Consider the following 22,647-nt stretch of genomic DNA (forward strand, 5'->3'; position numbering starts at 1 on the left):
CGGCCGGGAAGTCGAGGGACTCGGAAATGTCGAAATCAGCGACCAAGGTGTCGGCGAGCCTGACGAACGTTCACGACACCCTCCGCTCCCGATCGTGAGCCATCGTGTGCAGGGTGCGGTCTCTCCCGGTCCGCCGACCCCGACGCGCGCATGCTCACTGTGGCCAGCGTGGAGCGCCTCGAGCAGGGGCGTACGGCCCTTGTCGTGTACTCCGCATCTTGACAAGGATTTCCTGGGGGGTGCTAGTGGTCAGGCCATGGCGTGCCCTCCTGAGAGGGCGGATTCTCGGAAAGTTGGTGCAGTTCAGTGAAGACCGCACCTATAAGGCTTTGTCCGGGTTCGCCGAGGGGCATGGAGTCTCTCCCGAGTGAAAATTGTGGTCCCCCGCGAAGGAACAGCCGATGAAGCCCGATAAGCCCAGCGTTCCCCATCCGGTGCGGGGTCGATCGCATCCACATGAGGTCCTCTCCAGACCAGAGGACTTGCCACGCCGGCGGCTGGAGCTGCACGAGCTGTTATCCAATGTCTTGCCAGACGCAGGGTTCACAGCCGACATGGTTCCGGACGCCGATGACCCACAGCCCTGGCACACCATGACCACGAGCTGCTGGCGGCGTTGCGTGAGGAGGGGTTCGACGGATTCACCTGGTCGGAACTGTCGCATCGCCTCGCCGGCTACGGGCTGAGCATCATCGGCGCCTGGATCTGCAACGGCGAGATCTACCGGCGCACTGCGGAGAAAGGCAGGCCGGTCGAGCCGCCCTCACCTGTGCTGACCCGCGACGAGCGACAAGCCCTGGCGAATGACTCGGTCACCATGGGGATCAACATGTTCCTCAAGAAAGGGTTGATCGGCAACGACTGGGATCCACTGCGGGGAGCGCGGCTGTCGACCTACTTCATCGGCGCATGCGTGCTGTGCTTCGCCAACCTGTGCCGTCGCCAGCTCGACCAGCGAAAACGCAGCGATCAAGACGTCTTCATCCCCGACTTCGCCTGGGACGCCGCGGTACCGTCGGCCGAACGGGTTGCCTTGGCCAGGATCGGGCTCGGCACCATCCTCGCACCCAAACCGAAGGCCAAGAACACAGTTCAGTACCCGGCCGACGTCGTCGACCTGGTCGTCACCTACTCCGTGCTCGGCTATCACTCGACCGAGATCGCCGAAATGTTCAGCAGCGAGGCCGCTCGCTACACCGCGAGCACCGTCCGCACGATGCTCAGTAGCTACCGCAAACAGGCCAAGAACCAACTCGAGGGAGGCCAGGCATGAGCGCCACCGCCGTCCTGTCAGGGAAGTCCGCCGAACGGCTGGTCAACCGTTCCTCGGTTGGGACCCGAGGCGCCCGCAAACTCGCGGACCGCGCTGACCCCGACGCCGTGGCCTGCGTACTCGACCGCATCGACAGCGCCACCGTCCCACCGGCCGTGCCCGGTGACGCGGCGCCGGACAGAATCCCGGGCTACACCACACCGGAAACCCTGCCCCGGCCCGGCGGAAGGCTCCTCAAAGAGGATCTGGACCCCCTGGTTGAAACCGCCGGCGATGGTGATCCCGCCGCGATCCAAAGTTTGCTCCGGATGATCGGGCCGGTCGTCGTCCGGTACTGCCGTGCGCGGATGGGAGGACGCGACCTGGCCTACCTCGCCGCCGATGACGTCGCGCAGGAAGTGTGCATGGCGATCCTCAAAGCGCTTCCGGGCTACCGCGACCGGGGTGGTTCGTTCCTGTACTTGGTTCATGCCATCGCGGCCAACAAGGTCGCCGATGCCTATCGGGTCGTCGCCGCCGAACGCGCCGAGCCTGTGCCGGAACTGCCGGAGCGGCCCTCCATCGGCGAAGGCCCGGAAGCCAAGACACTGCACCTTGATCTCGGGCAAAGACTGAGCCGGCTGCTCCGCACACTGCCACGGGTTCAGCAGGAGATCCTCGCCTTGCGGATCGCTGTGGGCCTTTCCGCAGCGGAGACCGCCGAGTCCCTCGGCATCTCCGCCGGCAACGTGCGGGTCACGCAGCACCGCGCGCTCGCGCGTCTCCGGACGATGGTCAAGGAAGATGAGTTCTAGGCAACAGCGGCCCCAGGAAAGAATCAGCGATCCTCGACAAGGGAGTCGTGGAGAGCGAGCGGCGCCGGTTCACGAAAACGGCCCTGCGTGGAGAAGGCGGGAGACAGCCCGGTTCTCCGCTCCGCCGATCATCCAGGGCCTGACTCGAAACAGAATCGGATCCGACGGCGCACACAGTAGAGCCAACGCTGCGCGGGGCAAACTCACCGCCGAAAGCCAGAAGCAGTCCGGACCTAACCGGAACACCTATGGGACAAAGGACACGACGATGAACCTCACCAGATGGACCCCTTCCCCGCCTGCCCCGTGCACGTGTGTCGCTCTCCCGCAGCGATTCCGCCACGCGGCCGCCACACTCCTGACTATCGCAGTGCTCGGTCTCGGCACGATGCTGCAGATGTCCGGTCACCCCGCCGAGCAAATCCTGCACCCGTTCTCCGGGCTTGCCGTCGTCGCGGCTGGACTCAGCTGGGCCTCAAACACAGGCCGCCGACTCCCCACGCTGCTGACCCGACCGGTGATGGCGTGGTGAATCGGGCAACCGCGCCCGGCCAGGTCCGCGCGCCGCTCAACCGGCGCCGGTGGCACCGCGGCCGCCGACCGCGATCCACATGCACTCGAAGCAGCCGAGGCAGTTACGGCGTGTCCGGTCGGCGACCTGACCCGAGTTTGTGGACTGAGCTGGACTACTCACGCGAACTGGCTGCGCCCGGTGCGGTGGACATAACGGTGGCGACGCCATCCGTACCGGATGTGCGGTTTGGAGCACCAACCGCAGGCGCGGTATGCCGCGACCCGCCGGGATGCCCGGTCGGGGATATCGGGCTGGGCGCTGGCTGTCATTGCAGCATGCGGTCGCACCCGAAGCGGATGCGCAGGAAGAACGACCGCGCCGGGGCTAGGCTCTGCGATGCTGTCCACGTGGGGCGCGGCATGCGACGGGGCTCACCATTGCTGTGCTGTGCTACGACGGTAACAGTGGTCGGAGGTAAAACCGCTGGTCACAGAGGCTAGTGCGGTCGTGGAGCGTGACAGGACCGTGTTGCCATCCACTGGTTTTTGGGTGGCATTGAGGCACGTTTACCTCTACACTGAATCACAGGCCTAAGGCACGATTCAACCTCGGAGGGGGCTGTGATGGCCAACGTCAGGGCACTGATCGAACGGGCCCTTAAGCAATCGGGTCTCTCCCAGCGTGCTCTCGCGGCGTCGACGGGTATCTCGCAGTCGACGTTGTCGCGGATTGTCGCCGGCGAGAGGGATGCGAAACTGCCGGAGATCGCAGCGATCGCGCAGGCCACCGGTCATACCATCGCTGAGCTGACTGGCACTGGGACATTGGCTGACCGGGTGCAGTGCGCGCCACGATCGACGAACGAATCGGACATGCAGGAGATGCGTACGACGCTGCTGCACTTCCTGGAGCTGGACGCCTATCTGGATGACCAGGCTGTTCCGGCGACGGTGTGACTGGCTGACACGAGATGGACGTTGAAGCTGAAGGTCGCGCCGCGGCCGAGGAGTTCCGTGCCACGCATAGCCTGGGCATCCAGCCGTTGGGTGACCTGGTAGCGCTGATCGAGCAGACGACAGGCGTCGATGTCGCAGTGCTGGATGCGGGTCCTGACGAACACGGCCTGACGATGCGTGACCCACAGCGCAGTGCCGTTTTCATCGGTGTCGCGCGCAGTCTCCGCCCGATGCGCCAGCGCAGCAATCTCGGACATGAACTGGGCCATGTGATCTTCGGCGACTGGGTGGAGCCGCGAGACGTCAAATGGGGAGTTCGGGACGACGTGGAGCGGCGGGCCGATGTGTTCGCTCGGCATCTGCTGGTCCCGCTTGCTGGCCTGGCTGATTTCCTGGCCGAACAGGGCGCAGTCTCACAGGTGACGTTGTCGACTGTGGTGCAGCGCTTCCTCGTCTCACCGGCGTTGGCGGCCATCCAGCTGTGCGAGGGCGGGCACATCGATGTTGAGACCAAGCGGGAGTGGATACGTGTGACCACTCCTGAGCTTGCTACTCGGTTCGGGTGGAGTGATCAGTACCAGGCTTTGCAAGAGGAAGCCAATCATCGACGGGCGCCGCAACGTCTGCTTGCTCGCGCAATCAGGGGCTACGCCGAGTCCGTGGTATCGGCGCAGGCGATTGCCACGCTGCGAGGTGCTCCGCTGGCCGAAGTCGAGGAGGATTTGCGGGCTGCTGGTGTCGTTTCTGTAGATCGACCTGTGACGTGGGCCAATCCGGCTGATCTGCCCGTCGTGGACGTTGACCATGCCGAACTGGACGCCATCCTCGGTGCGCTGGATGAGTCGCAACAGTCCGACGATCGTGGGGCTGAATGAGTCATCGGCCGATCATCGATGCTGGCCCGAGCCTGAACTTCTTCTCCGTTGGTCGAGAACGGCTGCTGTTTGCAGTGGTGGGTCCGCTCGCTGCACCGGAGAGCGTCCAGGGCGAAGTATTGAGTAAGGCGTTGCGCGACCAGCGTTTCGCTCCGGCTGCGACCGTGTGGAGGAAGCTCCCGCAGAAGTTGATCGAAGTTCTGCCCGATAATCCGACGCCGCAGTTGGAACAGGTAGTCCAGCGGATCACGACGCTGCCGATGAGTCAGCGCCTTCGGCAGCCTAAAGACCTGGGTGAGCTGATGGTGGTCGCTCACGCAGTTGTGGCGGCTGAATCCGGCGACGATGTTCGCGTCCTCATCGACGACGGCAACGGTGCAAAGACGGCCGAGTTCGAGCGAGTCCGTCTCCAGCGCATGCGCGATCGCGGCGACGTGGTGGGCTCGCTCATCTTGATGAACACCACCACGGTTCTGGAGCTGGCGGTTCGTCAGAACATGATCGCAGATCGTGGTGAAATGGCGCGGGCTGTACGGGCGGTTGCGCGGACTCGACGACGGACTGGTACCGATCGAATCCACCGAACTGCTCTCTCAAAAATTGTGGATGCCACCGTCGGCTTAACGCTGCCTGGTGCTGGACCGGATCGAGCTCAAGCTTTGCCCGCCGGGAATCAGGAACTCTGAACCGCAACAGCTCTGCTCGCGCAGCCTTCTGAACACTGTCTGTCACAACCCGAGCGGATGCGGCCGACGGTGAGGTTGTACCTGTAGGTCGGGATTCGGTTGCGTCACCTGCAACGTTGGACGGCTTGTTGATCCCGTGAGGCGGTGGTGCCCAGGCTGTCGCCAGGCCGTCGCAGGTCGAACCAGGGTGAGTCTCGTTGAGTACCCCTGAGGGGGTTTGAGCAGGTCAGAATGGGCGCGTCTGGGTAAACCCCCTGGTCACAGCCTTGCCGAAACAGTAGTCGTACCACTCGACGGAGGAGGCGAGTGCCGCGGCGGTGGCGGCCCTCCTTCGCTGGGACACGGTGATCGTCGGTTCGGGGGCGGTTTCAGGGGCGTGCTGTGCACTGTCGGCCATCTGGATGCCCTTCCCTCGGCGCTGCTGCGGCGATGCAGGTCCGGGCAAGTTAACAACCGCTTAGTATGTGGTCAACGTCTCATCGGGTAATTCTCGATACCGACCGGTTGGTATGTCACTCTGGTGGCGGTATCGCCGACGGAGGTCGATCAATACTGGTCAGGAGAGTTTCGTGCCGAGCATGCGAAGCACCAGCTCGCTGTACTCCTGGGCCAGCTGCTTCGGCGTCTGGCGAGCGCGCTCGGTGTACCAGCGGGCGACGTCCACGCCGAGCGAGAGCACGGCCCGCGCGGCGGTGCGCGGATCGCCGACGGTGAACACGCCCGCGTCCGTGCCTTCGGCGATGACCTCGCGCACGACCCGCTCGATGCGGCGCCGCAGTTTCGCGACGACCTCGAACTCCTCGTCCGGCAGCGCGTGGAGTTCGTACTGCACGACGCGCGCCACGGTGTGCCGCCGAGCGTGCCAGGCGACGAAGTCCTCGACCAGCAGCCGGATCCGCTCGACCGGGTCGGTCTCGCGCGCCACGACGCTCTCGACCAGTGAGAGCGTCTGCTCGTGGCCGTATTTGGAGATCGCGAACAGCAGCGCGGCCTTGGACGGGAAGTGCACGTACAGCGCCGCGGGGCTCATGCCCGCGGCCGAGGCGATGTCCCGGGTGGTGGTCGCGTGATAGCCGCGCCGGGCGAAGGATTCGACCCCGGCCAGCATCAGCCGTCGTGCCGTCTCCGGCTGGACGTCGGGCCACAGTTCGGCCGACAGCGACATGGTCATCCGCAGATCCTCTCAGAGGCTCGCACCGGATGGTGGGCTTGACACCGGCGCCGGACGTTTCCATTGTAAGTGAGCGCTCGCTTAGTGATTGCGGTCGCCAGTGAACACAGAGGAGATCGAAGAGTGAACTCGTTCAAGGACCGCGTCGCGATCGTCACCGGCGCGAGCCGGGGTATCGGTCTCGGGATCGCCAAGGACCTGGTCGAGCGCGGCGCGAAGGTGTGCATCACCGCGCGCAAGCCGGAACCGCTGGCCGAAGCGGTCAACGAACTGGGTGGCCCCGGTGTGGCCATCGCCGTCCCCGGCAAGGCCGACGACACCGCGCACCAGGACGAGGCCGTCGCCAAGACCATCGAGGCCTTCGGGCGACTGGACATGCTGGTCAACAACACCGGCATCAACCCGGTGTACGGGCCCACACTCGACATCGACCCCGAAGCCGCCGCCAAGATCTTCGCCGTCAACGTGCTGGCGCCGCTTTCGTGGACCCGCCGGGCACGGGACGCGTGGATGGGGGAGCACGGTGGCGCGGTGGTGAACGTCGCCTCCGTCGCCGGGCTCGGCGCGTCGCCCGGGATCGGCATGTACGGCGTCAGCAAGGCGGCGCTGATCCGGCTCACCAAGGAACTCGGCTTCGAACTGGGCCCGAAGATCCGCGTGAACGCCGTCGCGCCGGCCGTGGTGAAGACCAAGTTCGCGACCGCGCTCTACGAAGGCCGTGAGGAAGAGGTTTCCGCGTCGTACCCGATGAAGCGGCTCGGGGTCCCGGCGGACATCGCGAGCGCGGTCTCGTTCCTGCTGTCGGATGAGGCGGGCTGGATCACCGGGCAGACCGTCGTCCTCGACGGCGGCGTGACGCTGGCGGGTGGCCTGTGACCGCGTCGCTCAGCGGATCCGGTGTCGTCGTCACCGGCGGAGGCGGCGGCATCGGCGCCGTCCTCGCCCGCCGGTTCGCAGCCGAAGGCGCCCGCGTCGTCGTCGGCGACCTGAACGGGGATGCCGCGGCCGAGATCGCCAAGGAGATCGGCGGAACCGCCGTCGCCGGTGACGCCGCGAGCGAGGCGGGTGTCGCGTCACTGATCGAGACCGCGCGCGAAACCCTCGGCGAGATCGACATTTTCTGTGCCAACGCCGGCATCGCGCCGATGGGCGGCGTTGACGCGCCCGAGGAGGACTGGGCGCGGATCTGGGACGTGAACGTGATGGCGCACGTCCGCGCGGCGCGGCTGTTGCTGCCGCCGTGGCTGGAGCGCGGCCGCGGGCACTTCATCTCGACGGTGTCGGCGGCGGGATTGCTGACCAGCCTCGGTTCGGCGTCGTACTCGGTGACGAAACACGGCGCGCTCGCCTTCGCCGAATGGCTTTCGGCGACCTACCGGCACCGCGGGCTCACCGTGCAGGCGATCTGCCCGCAAGGCGTGCGGACGGCGATGCTGGAGAACAGCGGGCCCGCGGGCGAACTGCTCATGGGCGCGGCGGCGATCCAGCCGGAGCAGGTCGCCGACGCGTTGTTCGAGGCCATCGCCGAAAAGCGGTTCCTGGTGCTGCCGCATCCCGAGGTCGCGGACTACTACGCCGCGCGGGCCACGCAAACCGATCGCTGGCTCGGCGGGATGAACAAACTGCAGCGGAAGGTGGAGCAGGCCTTCGGCGAGTGAGCCGGTTCTGGGGTGGGGCTGTGAAGGCCTCCTTCCTCGGCTGATCCGAGAAAGGGGGTCTTCACGGCTTTTCTGACCGGCGGTCGAATCGGGTTACCTAAAGCGGGTCTTACGCGGTGGTTTTGCGGGAGTTGGTCATTCATGGCCACTCCGGCTGGACAGTCCGCATCGCCACCGACGCGCGACCTGAATTCGTCCCGCTTCAATACTTGGACCCACTACAACAAGGTCTGATCAGGATGGTCGCCCGGGGCGGGTGGTCCCGGGCGACCTAATCCCCTTGGTAGGGCGGGAAGTTCGGCGGACGGCGTTCGTTCCAGCTGGCCAGGCCCTCGGGCAGTTCGGGAAAAGTGAAGGAAGTGTGCATCAAGGCGGTGGCTTCGCGCGCGGATTCTTCCAGGGAGAGACCGGCTTCTCGGGTGACCTGTCGTTTGATCAGCGCCATCGAGCGAGGCGCGCTGTAGGTGGCCAGTTCCGCGGCGTACGCGTGCGCGCGTGACGCGAGTTCTTCCGGCGGCACGACTTCCTGGACCAGGCCGTACTCGTACGCTTGTTCGGCGGTGAAGGTGCGGCCGGACAACAGCAGGTCGAGCGCCCGGCCCCGGCCGACGAGTTCCGGCAGGAGTTTCGCGACGCCGTACTCGGCGATGAGGCCGCGGCGTACGAACGCGGTGGTGAACTTCGCTCCGGCGGCGGCGAAGCGGACGTCCGCGGCGCAGGCGATCACGAAACCGAGGCCGGCGCAGCCGCCGTTGACAGCCGCGACCACGGGCACGTCGGCATAGGCCGCGGCCAGGACGTTGCGGAAGCCTTCGTGGCCCGGTGAGGCCGCGGTGCTGGAGGAGACGTCGGCCAGCAGGCCCAGATCGGCGCCGGGGCAGAACGAACGCCCGCTGCCGGTGACCACCACGGCGCGCACCGCGGGGTCGGCCGTCGCCTCGCCCAGCAGTTCCCCGTAGCGGATCTGCATTTGCTGATCCATCGCGTTGCCGCGCTCGGGTTTGTCGAAGGTGATCTTGGCGACGGCGCCGTCGACGGCGAACCGGACGGTGTCCAAATTGGACTGAGTCACGTCGGCCTCCTTGCCTCATAGCCATACTAAGCGGATGCTTAGGTCTTCGTCGAGCCCTTGACGCGCACTGATACCTGCTCATACGGTCTGTCGTACCGACTGGTCGGTGTGGGGATTGTCAAGGAGGACGCCTGCATGAGCCCCTACGATGCGAAGCCGTGGCTGGCCGCTTACGACGACCGGATGAAGGCCGCGGCGACACCGGAGGCGACCACTGTCCCGGCGTCCTTCCGGCGCGCGGTTCAGCATTCGCCGGACGCCACCGCGATCGCCTACTTCGACGGCAGGATGAGCTATCGCGAGGTCGACGAGCTTTCCGACGGTATCGCGCGGCATCTGATCGCTTCCGGATTCGCTCCTGGTGACCGGCTCGCCGTGATCCTGCAGAACATCCCGCAGTTCGTGTTGGCCCTGCTCGGTGCCTGGAAAGCGGGCGGGATCGTCGTCCCGGTCAACCCGATGTACCGCGAACGGGAACTCCAGCACGTCTTCGACGACGCCGGGGTGAGCGCGGTCGTGTGCTCGCAGAGCGGGTGGAACCGCCGTGTCGCCCCGCTCGTTCCCGGCAGCGGCGTGAAGATCGCGCTGACCACGAGTGAACTCGATCTGCAGACCCGCGACGACGCACGCGTGTTCGGCGGGGTCGTACGGGAGCCGACTCCCGGCGCGGCCGACCTGCTCAAGGTGGCGCGGGCCGCCGCGGGGGATCCGCCCCCGGACCTCGGCCTCGGCCTGGACGACGTCGCGCTGATCAGCTACACCTCGGGCACCAGCGGGACGCCGAAGGGCGCGATGAACACCCATGGCAACCTCGGTGCCAGCGGGGTCGTCCTTCGCATTTTCAGCGGTCTCGGCGAAGGCGCCACGTTGTTCGGCCTGGCGCCGCTGTTCCACATCACCGGCATGGTCTGCGAGATCGCCTCCGCCATCGACATCGGCGGCACGCTCGCGCTCGCGTACCGGTTCGAGCCCGGTGTCGTGCTCGACGCCTTCCTGGAACACGAACCCGTCTACACGGTCGGCCCGTCGACGGCCTACATGGCCTTGATGGCGCAACCCGACGTCGGTCGTGCGCATTTCGCGTCGTTCCGGTTGCTGTACTCCGGCGGGGCCGCGCTGCCGCCGGCCGTCGTCGACGTGTTCCGCGAGCGGTTCGGGCATTACATCCACAACGGTTACGGCCTCACCGAGACGTCCGCGGGCTGCATCGTCGTGCCGGGCAGCTTGGAGGCGCCCATCGACGAGGAGTCAGGGACGATCTCGATCGGCTTGCCCGTACCCGGCACCGTCGTGCGCATCCTCGGTGAGGACGGCGAGGAACTGCCGTTGGGGAAGGCGGGCGAGATCGCCGTCGAAGGGCCGACGGTGGTCCCCGGCTACTGGAACCGGCCAGAGGCGACCGAAGCCGCCCTTCCCGGCGGAAGGCTTCTGACCGGCGACATCGGCTTCATGGACCCGCGTGGCTGGGTCTACGTCGTCGACCGCAAGAAGGACATGATCAACGCCTCCGGCTTCAAGGTGTGGCCGCGCGAGGTCGAGGACGTCCTGTACACGCATCCGGCGGTGCGCGAAGCGGCCGTCGTCGGTGTCCCGGACGACTATCGCGGCGAGACCGTGAAGGCCTACATCAGCCCGGCGCCGGGCAGCATGCCCGACCCGCAGGATCTCGTCGCGTACTGCAAGGAGCGCCTCGCCGCGTACAAGTACCCGAGGGTGGTCGAGGTGCTGGACGAGCTGCCGAAGACGGTGAGCGGCAAGATCCTCCGCCGTGAACTCCGGGCCAGGGGCTGAGCCGATGAGCCTGGTCGAAACCGTCCGCGGTCCCGCCGACACCGCCGAACTGGGCCGCGTCCTCATGCACGAGCACCTGTTCGTGCTCAGCCCGGAGTTCATGGCGAACCATCCCGAACACGACGGCTTCCGCGAAGACGAACACGTCGCCGACGCGATCCGGCGGCTGAACGAACTGAAGGCCGCCGGGATCGACACGATCGTCGACCCGACCGTGCTCGGGCTCGGCCGCTATATCCCGCGCGTGCGGCGGGTCGCGGCCGAAACCGAGCTCCGGATCATCGTCGCGACCGGCCTGTACACCTACAACGACGTTCCGCACTACCTGCACCATCGCGGGCCCGGCCTCATCTTCGACGACGGCGAAGACCCGTTGATCGGCCTGTTCACCGGCGACATCATCGACGGGATCGCCGGCACCGGGGTGAAGGCGGCCCTGCTGAAATGCGCGACCGACGAGCCTGGGGTCACCCCGGGCGTCGAGCGGGTGCTGCGCGCGGTCGCGAGGACGCACCGGGAGACCGGAACGCCGATCATGACCCATACGCACGCACCGACCCGGCGTGGACTCGAGCAGCAGGCGATCTTCGAGGCCGAAGGCGTCGACCTGAGCCGGGTGCTGATCGGGCACAGTGGGGACAGCACCGACCTCGCCTACCTGACCGAAATCGCCGACAAGGGCTCGTTGCTCGGGATGGACCGGTTCGGACTGGACCCGTTGCTGTCGTTCGAAGAGCGCGTCGGCACGGTGGCGGCGATGTGCGAGCGCGGCTACGCGGAAAGCATGGTGCTATCCCATGACGCCTCCTGTTTCATCGACTGGTTCGATCGCGACCGGATGGCCGAGATGGCACCCAACTGGCATTTCCTCCACATCACCCAGGACGTCCTGCCCGCCTTGCGCGAGCGTGGCGTCAGCGAATCCGACATAACGACGATGCTGGTCGACAACCCCCGCCGGTTCTTCGAGCGCACCGGCGCGTAGGGTCCCGTTCCCCGGACCTCGACAAACCGGCCGGTATGCTGAGCGTCCGCACGAAAAGGAGCCGGCCATGACACGAGCGACCACCCGCAGGGCCGGGACGGCCGAGTCGAGCGGCGACGACCAGGCCGCCGTGCCGCGACGGCTGCTTTCCCACGCCACGAAACTCTTCGCCAAGAAGGGTTTCGACCGCACCTCCGTGCAGGAGATCGTCGAGGCGGCCGGGGTCACCAAGGGTGCGATGTACCACTACTTCGGCTCCAAGGACGACCTCCTTTACGAGATCTACGCCCGGGTGCTGCGCGCGCAGACCGAGCAACTGGAAAAGGTGGCTTCGAGCGAGGCGCCACTGCGGGAGCGGCTGCGCTCGGCCGCCTCCGATGTCGTCGTCAGCACGATCGACAACCTCGACGACAACACGATCTTCATGCAGTCCATGCACCAGCTCAGCGTGGAGAAGCAGAAGGCCGTCCGCGCGGAACGCCGCAAGTACCACGAACGGTTCCGCACGCTGATCGAGGAAGGCCAGGAGTCCGGCGAGTTCCGCGCCGACAAACCGGCCGACGTGATCGTCGACTTCTTCTTCGGCTCGGTGCACCACCTCGGCTCCTGGTACCGGCGCGGTGGCGCGCTCTCGGCCCGCCAGATCGGCGACCACTACGCGGATCTCCTGCTGGCCGCGCTGCGACCCGAATAGCGGCGATCCCGGTGAGCACCGGGATCGGAGGGGCTCAGCCCGGTGGTGCGGGTACGAGACGTTCGGCGAACAAGTCGCGGCGGCGTTCGAGCACCGTTCCCACCTCCCATCCGGAGGTGAAGACCAGCATGCCTCTCGCGACTTCGGCGGCGGCTTCCGGTGGCCAGCCCTGTGCGGCCAGACTCGACCGCATCGCTTCGGCATAGTCGGAATAGGTGAAGTCGGGCAGTTCGGCGACGAGCGCCGTCGTCGTCCCTTCGTGCGAGTTCAGTCCGCAGAACGACCGGCCGCAGCCGCAGGCGGAATCCGGCGACGTGTCGCCTTCGACGCAGCACGGGGCGATCCAGATCAGTTCGCCTTCGACGCAGTCGTTGAAGTCGTTCTCCCGCGCACCCTGGGTCTTCGAGGTGGCCACGAGCAGTTTCATGGTGACTCCCTGTTCGCTCTGATGTTCGAACAGGTTTTACCGGCGGGGTCCGACACTTTCCGGGGCGGACCCCGCCGGGGGATCAGGCGGGCAGGTCGATCAGTGGGGCGAGGGCCGCGCGATGCCGCCCAGGAGTGCCCAAAGCGATCTCGTCGCTCTTCGCGCGCTTCAGGTACAGGTGTGCGGGGTGCTCCCAGGTCATCCCGATCCCGCCGTGCAGCTGGATCGCTTCTTCGGTGGCGTGGACGGCGATGGGGGAGTTGCGGGCCTGCGCCACCGCGACGGCGATCGCGATGTCGTCGCCGGAAGCCAGGCAGTCGGCGGCGTAGCGGGCGGTCGCCCTGGCGTTGACCAGATCCGTGTACAGGTTCGCCAGTCGGTGCTTCAGCGACTGGAACGAGCCGATCTGACGACCGAACTGGTAGCGCTCCTTGAGGTAGCGCACCGTTTCGGTCAGCGCCCATTCGGCGATCCCGAGCTGTTCCGAAGCGAGCAGACCCGCCGCGGTCACCAGCGCGGTGTCCAAAGCGGACGGTGCGGCGGAAGAGTCGGCGACCCGCTTCGCCGTCACGTTCTCCAGGGTGACGTCGGCGATGCGCCGGGTCAGGTCCAGTGAGATCGCCTCGGTGACCGTCACCCCCGGCGAAGCGGCGTCGACCGTGTAGAGCCCGGGGCCGTCGGGGCCCACCGCCGGGACGACGATCAGTTCGGCCACCGAGGCGTCGGCGACACTGCGGACCCGACCGCTGAGCGTGCCGTCCGCGGCCGCCGTGACCGTCGAAGGGAAGTCGGTGCCGGGTGCGGTCGACAGCGGTACGGCCAGCGCCCCGATGAGCTTGCCCGCGGCCAGTTTCCCCAGTGGTTCGGCCACTTCCGCCTGTGTCGTGTCGGTCGCCAGCAAGGCCGTCGTCGCCAGCACGGCACTGCCGAGATAGGGGACGGGGGCGACGCTGCGCCCGAGTTCCTCCATCACCACGGCGACTTCGCGCGCCGAAGCACCGTGCCCGCCCAACGCCTCGGGGACGGCGAGGCCCGCCGCGCCGAGATCGGCGGCGAGGGTCCGCCACAGCTTGAGGTCGTACGGTTCGGCCGTTTCGGTCCTGGCGATCAGCGACGCCGGTTCCGCGCGGTCTTTGAGCAGGTCGCGGACGCTCGCGCGAAGGTCCTCTTCGACCTCGGAGTACAGCAGGTCGCTCATCGGGGCAGGTCCTTCCAGGCGACGTCCTTGTCGATCCGCGGTTCGGACGGGAGTCCCAGCACGCGTTCGGCGATGATGTTGCGCAGGACCTCCGAGGTGCCGCCCTCGATGGAGTTCCCCTTCGCGCGCAGATAGCGGTAGCCGGCTTCGCGGCCGAGGAAGTTCACGCCGTCGGGCCGCCGCATCGTCCAGTCGTCGTAGCGCAGGCCTTCCTCGCCGAGCAGTTCGATCTCCAGCCCGGAAGCGGCCTGGTTCAGCTCGGAGAACGCGACCTTGACCGCCGAACCCTCCGGCCCCGGCGCGCCGGCGGCCAGTTGCTGTCGCAGCCGCGAACTCACCAGCCGCAGGCTCTCGCCCTCCACCCACAGTTTCAGCAGGCGATCGTGCAGTTCCGAAGTCCGCAGTTCCGGTCGCTCGCGCCAGGTTTCCGTGACGACGCCGACCATGCCGCCGTCACGCGGGAACTCGGTCCCGCCGATGGCGACGCGTTCGTTCATCAGCGTGGTCTGCGCGACCTTCCAGCCCTCGCCGACCGCGCCGAGACGGTGCGCGTCGGGAATGCGGACCTCGCTGAGGAAGACCTCGTTGAACTCGGCCTCGCCGGTGATCTGGCGCAGCGGCCGGACCTCCACTCCCGGCGCGGTCATGTCGCACAGGAAGTACGTCATGCCCCGGTGCTTCGGCACGTCGGGATCGGTGCGGGTGACCAGGATCGCCCACTGTGACTTGTGCGCGCCGGACGTCCAGACCTTCTGCCCGGTGACCACCCAGTCGTCGCCGTCGCGGACCGCGCGGGTGCCCAGCGCGGCGAGGTCGGATCCGGCGCCCGGCTCGCTGAACAGCTGGCACCACACCTCCCGTTCGGTCCACAGTGGACGCAAAAAGCGCTGGTGCTGCTCCGGGGTGCCGAAGGCGAGGATGGTCGGCGCGGCCATGCCGAGACCGATCCCGATCCGCCGTTTGTCGTTGTCCGGCGCGCCCGCCGCGGCGAGCTCTTTGTCCACGACGGACTGAAGAGAACGCGGCGCGCCGAGTCCGCCGAGTCCTTCGGGAAAGTGGATCCACGCGAGCCCGGCGTCGAATCGCGCGTCGAGGAAGTCCTGGCGTGGTGTGCTTTCCGGCGGATACGCGGCCAGCAGCTCGGCCACGCGCCGGTTGAGATCGTCCACAGTGGTCATGTTTTCGAATGTCACCGTTGGGCCTCCCCGCGGTACTTCTTCAGTTCACGGTGCGCCAGCGAACGCTTGTGCACCTCGTCCGGACCGTCGGCCAGCCGCAGCGTCCGCACCTGCGCCCACATCTCGGCGACCGGGAAGTCCTGACTGACCCCGCCCGCGCCGAACAGCTGCACGGCCTTGTCGAGGATCCACTCGACGGTGATCGGCGTGGAGATCTTGATCGCCTGGATCTCGGTGTGCGCGCCCTGATTGCCGACGGTGTCCATCAGCCATGCGGTTTTGAGCACCAGCAGCCGTTGCTGTTCGATCTTCACCCGGGCCTCGGCGATCCAGTCCTGCACCACGCCCTGTTCGGCGATCGGCTTGCCGAAGGTCTCGCGGGAAAGCGCGCGGCGGCACATCAGTTCCAGCGCGCGTTCGGCCATTCCGATGGCACGCATGCAGTGATGGATGCGGCCGGGGCCGAGCCGGGCCTGCGCGATGGCGAACCCATCGCCCTCACCGGCGATGAGGTTCTCGGCGGGTACACGGACGTTTTCGAAGATCACCTCGGCGTGCCCGCCGTGGTCGCCGTCGGTGTAGCCGAACACGCGCATGCCGCGTTTCACGGTCATGCCGGGGGTGTCGCGGGGGACCAGGATCATGCTCTGCTGCTTGTGCGCAGGCGCGTCCGGATCGGTCTTGCCCATCACGATGAAGATCTTGCAGTTCGGGTTCATCGCGCCGGAGATGTACCACTTGCGGCCGTTGATGACGTATTCGTCGCCGTCACGGCGGATGCTCGTGGCGATGTTGCGCGCGTCGGAGGAGGCTACGTCGGGCTCGGTCATCGCGAAGGCGGACCGGATCTCGCCGTCCAGCAAGGGCCGCAGCCACTGCTTCTGCTGCTGCTCGGTGCCGAACATGGTGAGGACTTCCATGTTGCCGGTGTCCGGCGCCGCGCAGTTGAGCGCGGTCGGGGCGAGCCGGAGACTGCGGCCGGTGATCTCGGCCAGCGGCGCGTACTGCAGGTTCGTGAGGCCCGCGCCGTGGTCACCGGGGAGGAAGAAGTTCCACAGACCGCGTTTGCGGGCCTCGGCCTTCAGTTCTTCGACGATCGGCGGCTGGCTCCACTCGCTGTCGCGCTCGGCCAGCTGCCGCTCGAAGACGGATTCGGCCGGGTAGATGTGCGAATCCATGAACTCGAGGAGTTTTCCCCGCAGTTCCTCGGTTTTCGCGTCGAAGGCGAAGTCCATCTTGCTATCCCTCTTCCTTGAGAGTCTGACCTGGTGATGGGCCGGTGCGGTTGGTCGTGAGTGGCGATTCGGGTTATCGAGGGGTAAGTCAAATGTGGCAGGGTTCCGGACTGGGCGACGGAGTCAGCCACGCGCTCAATGTCCACAAGGGACACTGTCCGCCGACTCGGTGTCCGATTGATGTTGGTATGTGCGGTTTCGAGCGAAGTCGTGAGTGCCAAGTAGGGTTAGAACGCTATTTGGCACTCACGACCCTCTTGCGAATTCGAGCAAGAGTCCCGAAACGGGCGCCTTTACTGCGAAAAATGTCCCTTGTGGACAGGCTTGAGGTCGTCTGGTCTCTTCGGCGGGTCTGCATCCGCCTCCGACTTCGGCAAGTCATGTTTGCCTACCTCTCTATAGAGCCCGAATCGCCACTCGCGACCCGCGCGCGTCGGGCCAGGGGTGCACTCTCTATCCCTCTTCCTTGAGAGTCTCATTGCCATGCGCGATCAACGGGACGACGCCCGCGCCGATGCCGTCGAATCCGGCGCCGACCGTCTGGCCCTTGCTGTAACGAAGGTGGATGCCTTCCAAGATCACCGCGAGTTTGAAGAACGCGAAGCCCACGTACCAGTTGAGCCGCGAGACGTCCCGGCCGGACCGTTCGGCGTATCGCGCGACGACCTCGTCGTTGCCCGGATAGCCGGGCGCGGAACTGGCGTTGGACACGAACTGCAAGGAGACCTTGTCACGTTCGGCGTAGGCCACCAGCAGCGCGAGGTCGGTCAGCGGGTCGCCGAGAGTGGACATCTCCCAGTCCAGCACCGCGGTGATCCGGTCGTCGGCGTTCACCAGCACGTTGTCCAGCCGGTAGTCACCGTGGACGATCGACGGCCGCCCCGATTCGGGGACCGACGAGGCGAGCCGGTCGTGGAGTTCGTCGACACCGGGGAGATCGCGGCTGCGGTTGCCGTCGAGCTGCTTCTTCCAGCGCCGCAACTGGCGTTCGAGGAACCCTTCCGGACGGCCGAAATCGCCGAGGCCCACCGATTCCGGATCGACCGCGTGCAGCTCGACCAGGGTGTCGACCAGCTCGTCGGCGATCGCCCTCGTCCTGGCGGGGCCGAGCGCGGCCAGTTCGGTGTCCGTGCGGAAAGGCGTGCCCTCGACGAATTCCATCACGTAGAACCGCGAGCCGATGACGTCGGCGTCCTCGCACAGCAACACGGTTTTCGGTACCGGGACGGCGGTGTCGCGCAGTCCGGAGATCACCCGGAACTCGCGGCCCATGTCGTGCGCGGTCGGCAGGACGTGGCCGAGCGGCGGACGGCGGACCACCCAGCGGGACCGGCCGTCGCTCACGATGTAGGTGAGGTTGGACCGGCCCCCTTCCACGACCTGGCCGCTCAGGTCGCCCTGGACGAGGCCCGGCCGCTGCTCGTCCAGGTGGGCCTTGAGCCTGGCCAGGTCGAGGCCCGGCAGGTCGGTCTGGTTCATCGCGCCTCCAGCGTCTCGCTTTCCGGTTACAGTACCGACCAGTCGGTATGTCGGGTAGTGGTGGCCCGGCGAGGTGCCGGAGGTCACCTGGTCAGGCGATGAGCCGGACGACCATTTCGGCGACACAGGCCGGTTTGGCTTCGCCGTCGATCTCGATCGTCCACCGGACGACCGCCTGCTTGCCACCGGAGACGTCGGTGACCTCGACCAGTTCGGCGCCCGCGCGGATCTTCGAACCCACCTTGACCGGCTGGGGGAAGCGGACCTTGTTGAGGCCGTAGTTGATGCCCATCTTGAGCCCGTCGACCCGGTAGATCTTCCCGACGAAGCCCGAAATGAGCGACAGCGTCAGGAAACCGTGGGCGATCGGTGCCCCGAACGGGCCTTCGGCGGCCTTCTCGACGTCGACGTGGATCCACTGGTGGTCGTCGGTGGCGTCGGCGAACAGGTTGACCCGCTCCTGGGTGAGCGTCATCCATTCGCTGTACCCGAAGTGCTCGCCGACGGCGTTCTCGAAGTCCTGCAAGGAGGCGAATTCGCGCATGGCTCAGTCCTTCGGTCCGCCGGCGACGTAGATGACCTGGCCGGAGATGAAGCCGGCACCGTCGCTCACCAGGAACGACGCGAGGTTGGCGATGTCTTCGGGGGTGCCGACGCGCTGCACCGGGATCTGCGACGCGGCCGCCGCCTTGAAGTCCTCGAACGACATGCCGATCCGTTCGGCGGTCGCCGCGGTCATGTCGGTGGCGATGAAGCCGGGGGCGATGGCGTTCGCGGTGACGTTGAACTTGCCCAGTTCGATCGCGAGGGTCTTGGTGAAGCCCTGCATGCCTGCCTTGGCCGCGGAGTAGTTGGCCTGCCCGCGGTTGCCCAGCGCCGAGGTGCTCGACAGGTTGACGATGCGGCCCCACTTCTCCTTCGTCTGGTACTTCTGCACCTCACGGGTCATCAGGAACGAGCCCTTCAGGTGCACGCCCAGTACCGAGTCCCAGTCCTGTTCGGTCATCTTGAACAGCAGGTTGTCGCGGGTGATGCCGGCGTTGTTGATCAGCACCGTGGGCGCGCCGAGTTCCTCGGCCACCCTGGTCACCGCGGCCTCGACCTGCGAAGCGTCGTTGACGTCCAGCGCGACGCCGACGGCCTTGCCGCCCTCGGCGACGATCGCTTCGGCTCCCTGCTTGACGCCTGCCTCGTCGAGGTCCAGCAGGCCGACGGCGAATCCGTCGGCGGCGAGCCGCTTGGCCACGGCGGCGCCGATGCCACGGCCGGCCCCGGTGACGATCGCTACGCGAGAAGGGTGTTCGGTCACGGGTGACTCCTCATCGTCGAGTTGAACTGACGCCGAGTCTGCCGTACTAAGCGGTCGGTTTATAGAGAGACTCGGGGACTTTGTGTGTGTGACTGGAGTCACCTCGCCGCGGGCGGTGTTCCGCCCGCGGTGAACACGGCCGTCACCGGGTTCGGCGATCACTACAGTCCGCTTTCATGACGACGGTTACGACGCGCACGGTCGAGTATCCGGCCGATGGCGTGACGATGGTCGGGCATCTCGCGCTCCCGGCGGGTGAGGGACGGCGGCCCGCCGTCCTGATCGGGCCCGAGGGGACGGGGTTGAACGATTTTCAGCGACGGCGAGCCGACGCTCTGGCCGAACTGGGGTATGTGGCGCTGGCCTTCGACATCAACGGCGGACGGTGGTTCACCGACCCCGAGGAGATGCTGGCGTACGTGATGCCGCTGCTCGCCGACCCCGGCCGGATGCGGGAAATCGGTCACGCGGCCCTCGACGTGGTGCGCGCCGAACCGCGGACCGACCCCGAGCGGATCGCCGCCATCGGCTACGGCACCGGCGGCGCGATCGCGCTGGAACTCGGCCGTGACGGCGTCGACCTGCGCGCGATCGGGACGATCAACGCGGTGACCACGGGCCGTCCCGGCGAGGCGGCGCGTATCCGCTGCCCGGTCTGGGCGGGGGTCGGCTCGGAAGACCCGATCATGCCGCCGTCGCAACGGGAGGCGTTCACCGCGGAGATGCAGGACGCGGGCGTCGACTGGCGTCTCGTCGTCTACGGCGGCGCCTTGCACGCTTTCCACCATCCACCGGTCGAGCAGACCGTGCTCCCCGGCGTCGGCCACCATCCGGTGCACGCGCGGCGAGCGTGGCGCGACATCGTCGGCCTGCTCGACGAATGCCTGCCGGTGACGGCCTAACCCGGCGCCCGCGCGACGATATGCCGGGCAGCGGGCCGGTGCCGCCATTCGCCTTCCGGGGCACGGCGCACGAACTCCTCGCGCAGCCTCGCGATGAACTCTTCACCGCGCGCGTTCACCAACGGCCGCATCGGACCGGAAAGGGTGTGCGCGGTGAAGAAGGCGTCCGCGTCCGGGTGGACCATCGGGAACGACACCTGTTCGTCCCGCTCCACGACGGCGCCCTCCAACGCGGGTACGAGCCGGTCCTCCCAGGAGCGGTCGCCGGCCGGGACGTGGGCCCGGAGGACGTCGGACAGCACCGTGAACGGCCCGCCCGGTTCGGTGCTGTGCGGCCAGTAGACGACCGAAAGCAGTCCGCCCGGACGCAGCGCCCGCGCCCAAGAGCGGAGCGCGGTGTCGGGTGTGGGCAGTTGCTGCAGGCCGAAGACCGACACGACCGCGGCGGCGGAGGCCGGGTCCAATTCCGAGGCATCGCCCTCGACGACGCGCACGAGTGAATTGCCCGCGGCACGTTCCCGTGCCCTGGCCGCCATGCCCGAGGACAGGTCGATACCGACGATCTCGCGGCCGGGCAGCCGCTCGACGAGCACGTCGAGTTCCGGGAAGGTTCCGCAGCAGGGAACGAGGACGGGGCCGTCGGGCAGGTCCGAGGGGAGCGCCCGCGTCGCCGCCGCGACCCAGGGCGCGAACCGGGGGACGTAGTAGGCCTCGTAGCCGTCGGCGGCTTCGTCCCAGCCTCGGGCCAAGCGGGCGAGTTGTTCGGTCACTGTGGTGTCTCCGATGACGTCTCGAGTGCGGCCAGCCGTCGCCGCAACCCCGCTCGTTCGGGTTCGGTCGCGGCCAGGTCCAGCGCTTCGCGGTAGGCATCGGCGGCTTCCCGGTGCCTGCCGAGCCGCTGCAGCAGATCGGCCCTGGCCGCCGGGAAGGGAGGGTAGTCGCGCAGCATCGGCTCGCTGGTCAATTCGTCCAGCAGCGCGAGCCCCGCGGCAGGGCCGTCGCGCAAGGCGACGGCCGCGGCGCGGTTGAGCGCGACGACCGGCGACGGCGCCAACGCCATCAGGACGTCGTAGAGGGCCACGATCTGCGGCCAATCGGTGGTGGCGAGGTCGGGGGCCTCGTCGTGCAGGGCCGCGATCGCCGCCTGCACCCCGTACGGCCCGGGCGGACCGCCGCTCAGGGCGGCGACCACGAGGCCGCCGCCCTCCTCGATCAGGTCCCGGTTCCACCGGCCGCGATCCTGATCTTCGAGCAGGATCGGTTCGCCGTCCGGGCCGGTGCGGGCGTCGCGCCGCGCGTGGACGAGCAGCATCAGCGCGAGCAGCCCAGCGACCTCCTGGTCCGACGGCATCAGCCGCCGCAGGATCCGCCCGAGCCGGATGGCCTCCTCGGCCAGGTCGACCCGCTGCAGCCGTGGCCCCGAACTGGCCGCGTAGCCCTCGGTGAAGATCGAGTACATCGCCTGGAGCACGGCAGGCAGCCGCTCCGGAAGTTCGTCCGGCGCCGGAACACGGAACGGGATGCGAGCTTCGCTGATCTTCTTCTTCGCCCGCGCGATCCGCTTGGCCATGGTCGCCACCGGGACGAGGAACGCCCGCGCCACTTCCGGCGTGGTCAGTCCGGCGAGGAACCGCAGCGTCAGCGCACCTCGGTCCTCGCTCGCCAGGGCGGGGTGGGCGCAGGTGAAGAACAACCGCAGCCGTTCGTCGAACAGGCCGTCACCGACGTCGGCCGCGGGGGCGGGATCGGCGCGGTCGGCCTCCACCTGCAGTATCGCGAGCTTGGCCGCGTAGGCCTGATCCCGGCGCAACCGGTCGACCGCCTTCCGACGCGCGGTGGTCATCAGCCACGCGCCCGGCCGGGGAGGGACTCCCTCGGACGGCCAGCGCTCCAGCGCCGCTTCGATCGCCTCCGACGTGACCTCTTCGGCCAGGTCGAGATCCCCGAAGCGGCGCACGAGCGCGGCCAGGAGCCGTCCCCGTTCCTCGCGGAACACCGCCTCCACCGACGCCATTCCGGCGTCAGGCCTCCGCTCGGCCACGATCAGGCGGCGAAGTCGGCCACCGGGCGGACCACGACCGACCCGTCCCGCGCGCCGGGGCAGCGGGCCGCCCAGTCCAGCGCGGCGTCGAGATCCGGTACGTCGATGACGTAGAAGCCGCCCAGCACCTCACGAGTCTCGGCGAACGGGCCGTCGGTCACCGTCCTCTTCCCGTCGCGATCGACCTTGACCGTCGTCGCGGTGACCAGGTCGGCCAGTGACTCGCCGGCCGACCAGATGCCCGCGTCCTTGACCTGCTTGTCGTAGGCCATCCAGTCCTCGAAAGTGCACTGGGGCTCGGCGTCGCCGGTCGCGGCCTGGATCAGCAACATGTACTTCACGGTGGTGCTCCCATTCTGATTTCCGTGCAACCCGCTTGCCGCACGACATCACTACGAGCGGGAGACCG

Annotated in this window: 23 protein-coding genes; 11 read left to right on the plus strand and 12 right to left on the minus strand. The window is 67.5% G+C overall.

Annotated features, from left to right (window positions below):
* Window positions 1–616 precede the first annotated feature (616 nt).
* The 5 genes from ACZ54P_RS11715 to ACZ54P_RS11735 all read left to right on the plus strand — a co-directional run bounded on the left by ACZ54P_RS11715 (window position 617) and on the right by ACZ54P_RS11735 (window position 5,098).
* A complete protein-coding gene (locus ACZ54P_RS11715; RefSeq protein WP_465461478.1) occupies window positions 617–1,273 on the plus strand; it encodes a hypothetical protein in 657 nt (218 codons plus the stop codon).
* Entirely contained in the window at window positions 1,270–2,067 is a 798-nt protein-coding gene (shbA, locus tag ACZ54P_RS11720) for an RNA polymerase sigma factor ShbA (protein ID WP_465461479.1), read from the plus strand. The genes ACZ54P_RS11715 and shbA overlap by 4 nt, the downstream gene beginning before the upstream one ends.
* 1,137 nt (window positions 2,068–3,204) lie before the next feature.
* Window positions 3,205–3,537 (plus strand): helix-turn-helix domain-containing protein, encoded by a 333-nt coding sequence (locus ACZ54P_RS11725; RefSeq protein WP_465461480.1) that lies wholly within the window; start codon window positions 3,205–3,207, stop codon window positions 3,535–3,537.
* Between the two features lie 14 nt (window positions 3,538–3,551).
* Window positions 3,552–4,412 (plus strand): ImmA/IrrE family metallo-endopeptidase, encoded by an 861-nt coding sequence (locus ACZ54P_RS11730; RefSeq protein ID WP_465461481.1) that lies wholly within the window; start codon window positions 3,552–3,554, stop codon window positions 4,410–4,412.
* Window positions 4,409–5,098, plus strand: coding sequence for a PIN domain-containing protein (locus ACZ54P_RS11735; RefSeq protein ID WP_465461482.1), 690 nt, complete (start codon window positions 4,409–4,411; stop codon window positions 5,096–5,098). The genes ACZ54P_RS11730 and ACZ54P_RS11735 overlap by 4 nt, the downstream gene beginning before the upstream one ends.
* Window positions 5,099–5,654: 556 nt before the next feature.
* On the opposite strand, the gene ACZ54P_RS11740 is transcribed toward ACZ54P_RS11735, so the two are convergent.
* Entirely contained in the window at window positions 5,655–6,269 is a 615-nt protein-coding gene (locus ACZ54P_RS11740; protein WP_465461483.1) for a TetR/AcrR family transcriptional regulator, read from the minus strand.
* A 123-nt stretch (window positions 6,270–6,392) separates the two neighbouring features.
* On the opposite strand from ACZ54P_RS11740, the gene ACZ54P_RS11745 reads away from it, so the two are divergent.
* Both ACZ54P_RS11745 and ACZ54P_RS11750 read left to right on the plus strand, forming a co-directional pair.
* Window positions 6,393–7,145, plus strand: a complete 753-nt coding sequence (locus ACZ54P_RS11745; protein WP_465461484.1) for an SDR family oxidoreductase — start codon at window positions 6,393–6,395, stop codon at window positions 7,143–7,145.
* Complete coding sequence (locus tag ACZ54P_RS11750; RefSeq protein WP_465461485.1) at window positions 7,142–7,927, plus strand: SDR family oxidoreductase; 786 nt, start codon at window positions 7,142–7,144, stop codon at window positions 7,925–7,927. Before ACZ54P_RS11745 ends, ACZ54P_RS11750 begins: the two co-directional genes overlap by 4 nt.
* A 271-nt stretch (window positions 7,928–8,198) precedes the next feature.
* Here the strand turns inward: ACZ54P_RS11750 and ACZ54P_RS11755 are convergent, their stop codons facing one another.
* On the minus strand, window positions 8,199–8,999 hold the full coding sequence (locus tag ACZ54P_RS11755; RefSeq protein ID WP_465461486.1) for an enoyl-CoA hydratase-related protein: 801 nt from the start codon (window positions 8,997–8,999) through the stop codon (window positions 8,199–8,201).
* A 135-nt stretch (window positions 9,000–9,134) separates the two neighbouring features.
* On the opposite strand from ACZ54P_RS11755, the gene ACZ54P_RS11760 reads away from it, so the two are divergent.
* The 3 genes from ACZ54P_RS11760 (at window position 9,135) to ACZ54P_RS11770 (ending at window position 12,469) form a co-directional block, all read left to right on the plus strand.
* A complete protein-coding gene (locus ACZ54P_RS11760; RefSeq protein ID WP_465461487.1) occupies window positions 9,135–10,790 on the plus strand; it encodes an AMP-binding protein in 1,656 nt (551 codons plus the stop codon).
* 4 nt (window positions 10,791–10,794) lie between these two features.
* Window positions 10,795–11,775 carry a phosphotriesterase family protein gene (locus ACZ54P_RS11765; RefSeq protein ID WP_465461488.1) on the plus strand — a complete coding sequence of 327 codons (981 nt, stop codon included), beginning with the start codon at window positions 10,795–10,797 and terminating at the stop codon, window positions 11,773–11,775.
* A 67-nt stretch (window positions 11,776–11,842) separates the two neighbouring features.
* Window positions 11,843–12,469: a TetR/AcrR family transcriptional regulator gene (locus ACZ54P_RS11770; RefSeq protein ID WP_061980759.1), complete on the plus strand. Its 627-nt coding sequence runs from the start codon at window positions 11,843–11,845 to the stop codon at window positions 12,467–12,469.
* A 34-nt stretch (window positions 12,470–12,503) separates the two neighbouring features.
* On the opposite strand, the gene ACZ54P_RS11775 is transcribed toward ACZ54P_RS11770, so the two are convergent.
* The 7 genes from ACZ54P_RS11775 to fabG all read right to left on the minus strand — a co-directional run bounded on the left by ACZ54P_RS11775 (window position 12,504) and on the right by fabG (window position 19,295).
* Window positions 12,504–12,896: a DUF7715 family protein gene (locus ACZ54P_RS11775; protein WP_465461489.1), complete on the minus strand. Its 393-nt coding sequence runs from the start codon at window positions 12,894–12,896 to the stop codon at window positions 12,504–12,506.
* 82 nt (window positions 12,897–12,978) lie between these two features.
* A complete protein-coding gene (locus ACZ54P_RS11780; RefSeq protein ID WP_465461490.1) occupies window positions 12,979–14,094 on the minus strand; it encodes an acyl-CoA dehydrogenase family protein in 1,116 nt (371 codons plus the stop codon).
* A complete protein-coding gene (locus ACZ54P_RS11785; RefSeq protein WP_465461491.1) occupies window positions 14,091–15,272 on the minus strand; it encodes an acyl-CoA dehydrogenase family protein in 1,182 nt (393 codons plus the stop codon). The genes ACZ54P_RS11780 and ACZ54P_RS11785 overlap by 4 nt, the downstream gene beginning before the upstream one ends.
* An 11-nt stretch (window positions 15,273–15,283) precedes the next feature.
* Complete coding sequence (locus tag ACZ54P_RS11790; protein WP_465461492.1) at window positions 15,284–16,507, minus strand: acyl-CoA dehydrogenase family protein; 1,224 nt, start codon at window positions 16,505–16,507, stop codon at window positions 15,284–15,286.
* Between the two features lie 453 nt (window positions 16,508–16,960).
* The gene (locus ACZ54P_RS11795; RefSeq protein ID WP_465461493.1) at window positions 16,961–17,986 is read right to left on the minus strand and encodes a phosphotransferase family protein; all 1,026 of its coding nucleotides are present in this window, start codon (window positions 17,984–17,986) and stop codon (window positions 16,961–16,963) included.
* Window positions 17,987–18,077: 91 nt separating this feature from the next.
* Window positions 18,078–18,530, minus strand: coding sequence for a MaoC family dehydratase (locus tag ACZ54P_RS11800; RefSeq protein ID WP_465461494.1), 453 nt, complete (start codon window positions 18,528–18,530; stop codon window positions 18,078–18,080).
* 3 nt (window positions 18,531–18,533) lie between these two features.
* A complete protein-coding gene (gene fabG, locus ACZ54P_RS11805; protein ID WP_465461495.1) occupies window positions 18,534–19,295 on the minus strand; it encodes a 3-oxoacyl-ACP reductase FabG in 762 nt (253 codons plus the stop codon).
* 176 nt (window positions 19,296–19,471) lie between these two features.
* Between fabG and ACZ54P_RS11810 the strand changes: the two genes are divergently transcribed.
* Window positions 19,472–20,197 carry a dienelactone hydrolase family protein gene (locus ACZ54P_RS11810; RefSeq protein WP_465461496.1) on the plus strand — a complete coding sequence of 242 codons (726 nt, stop codon included), beginning with the start codon at window positions 19,472–19,474 and terminating at the stop codon, window positions 20,195–20,197.
* Here the strand turns inward: ACZ54P_RS11810 and ACZ54P_RS11815 are convergent.
* Genes ACZ54P_RS11815 through ACZ54P_RS11825 form a run of 3 tightly spaced genes read right to left on the minus strand, consistent with a single transcriptional unit; the run spans window position 20,194 to window position 22,579 of the window.
* Window positions 20,194–20,967 (minus strand): class I SAM-dependent methyltransferase, encoded by a 774-nt coding sequence (locus ACZ54P_RS11815; RefSeq protein WP_465461497.1) that lies wholly within the window; start codon window positions 20,965–20,967, stop codon window positions 20,194–20,196. The two genes, ACZ54P_RS11810 and ACZ54P_RS11815, sit on opposite strands and share 4 nt — an antisense overlap.
* Window positions 20,964–22,211, minus strand: coding sequence for an RNA polymerase sigma factor (locus ACZ54P_RS11820; protein ID WP_465461498.1), 1,248 nt, complete (start codon window positions 22,209–22,211; stop codon window positions 20,964–20,966). Before ACZ54P_RS11820 ends, ACZ54P_RS11815 begins: the two co-directional genes overlap by 4 nt.
* Window positions 22,212–22,240: 29 nt before the next feature.
* Complete coding sequence (locus ACZ54P_RS11825; protein WP_465461499.1) at window positions 22,241–22,579, minus strand: YciI family protein; 339 nt, start codon at window positions 22,577–22,579, stop codon at window positions 22,241–22,243.
* Between the last annotated feature and the right edge of the window lie 68 nt (window positions 22,580–22,647).

The sequence above is a fragment of the Amycolatopsis sp. NPDC034160 genome (assembly GCF_055575355.1).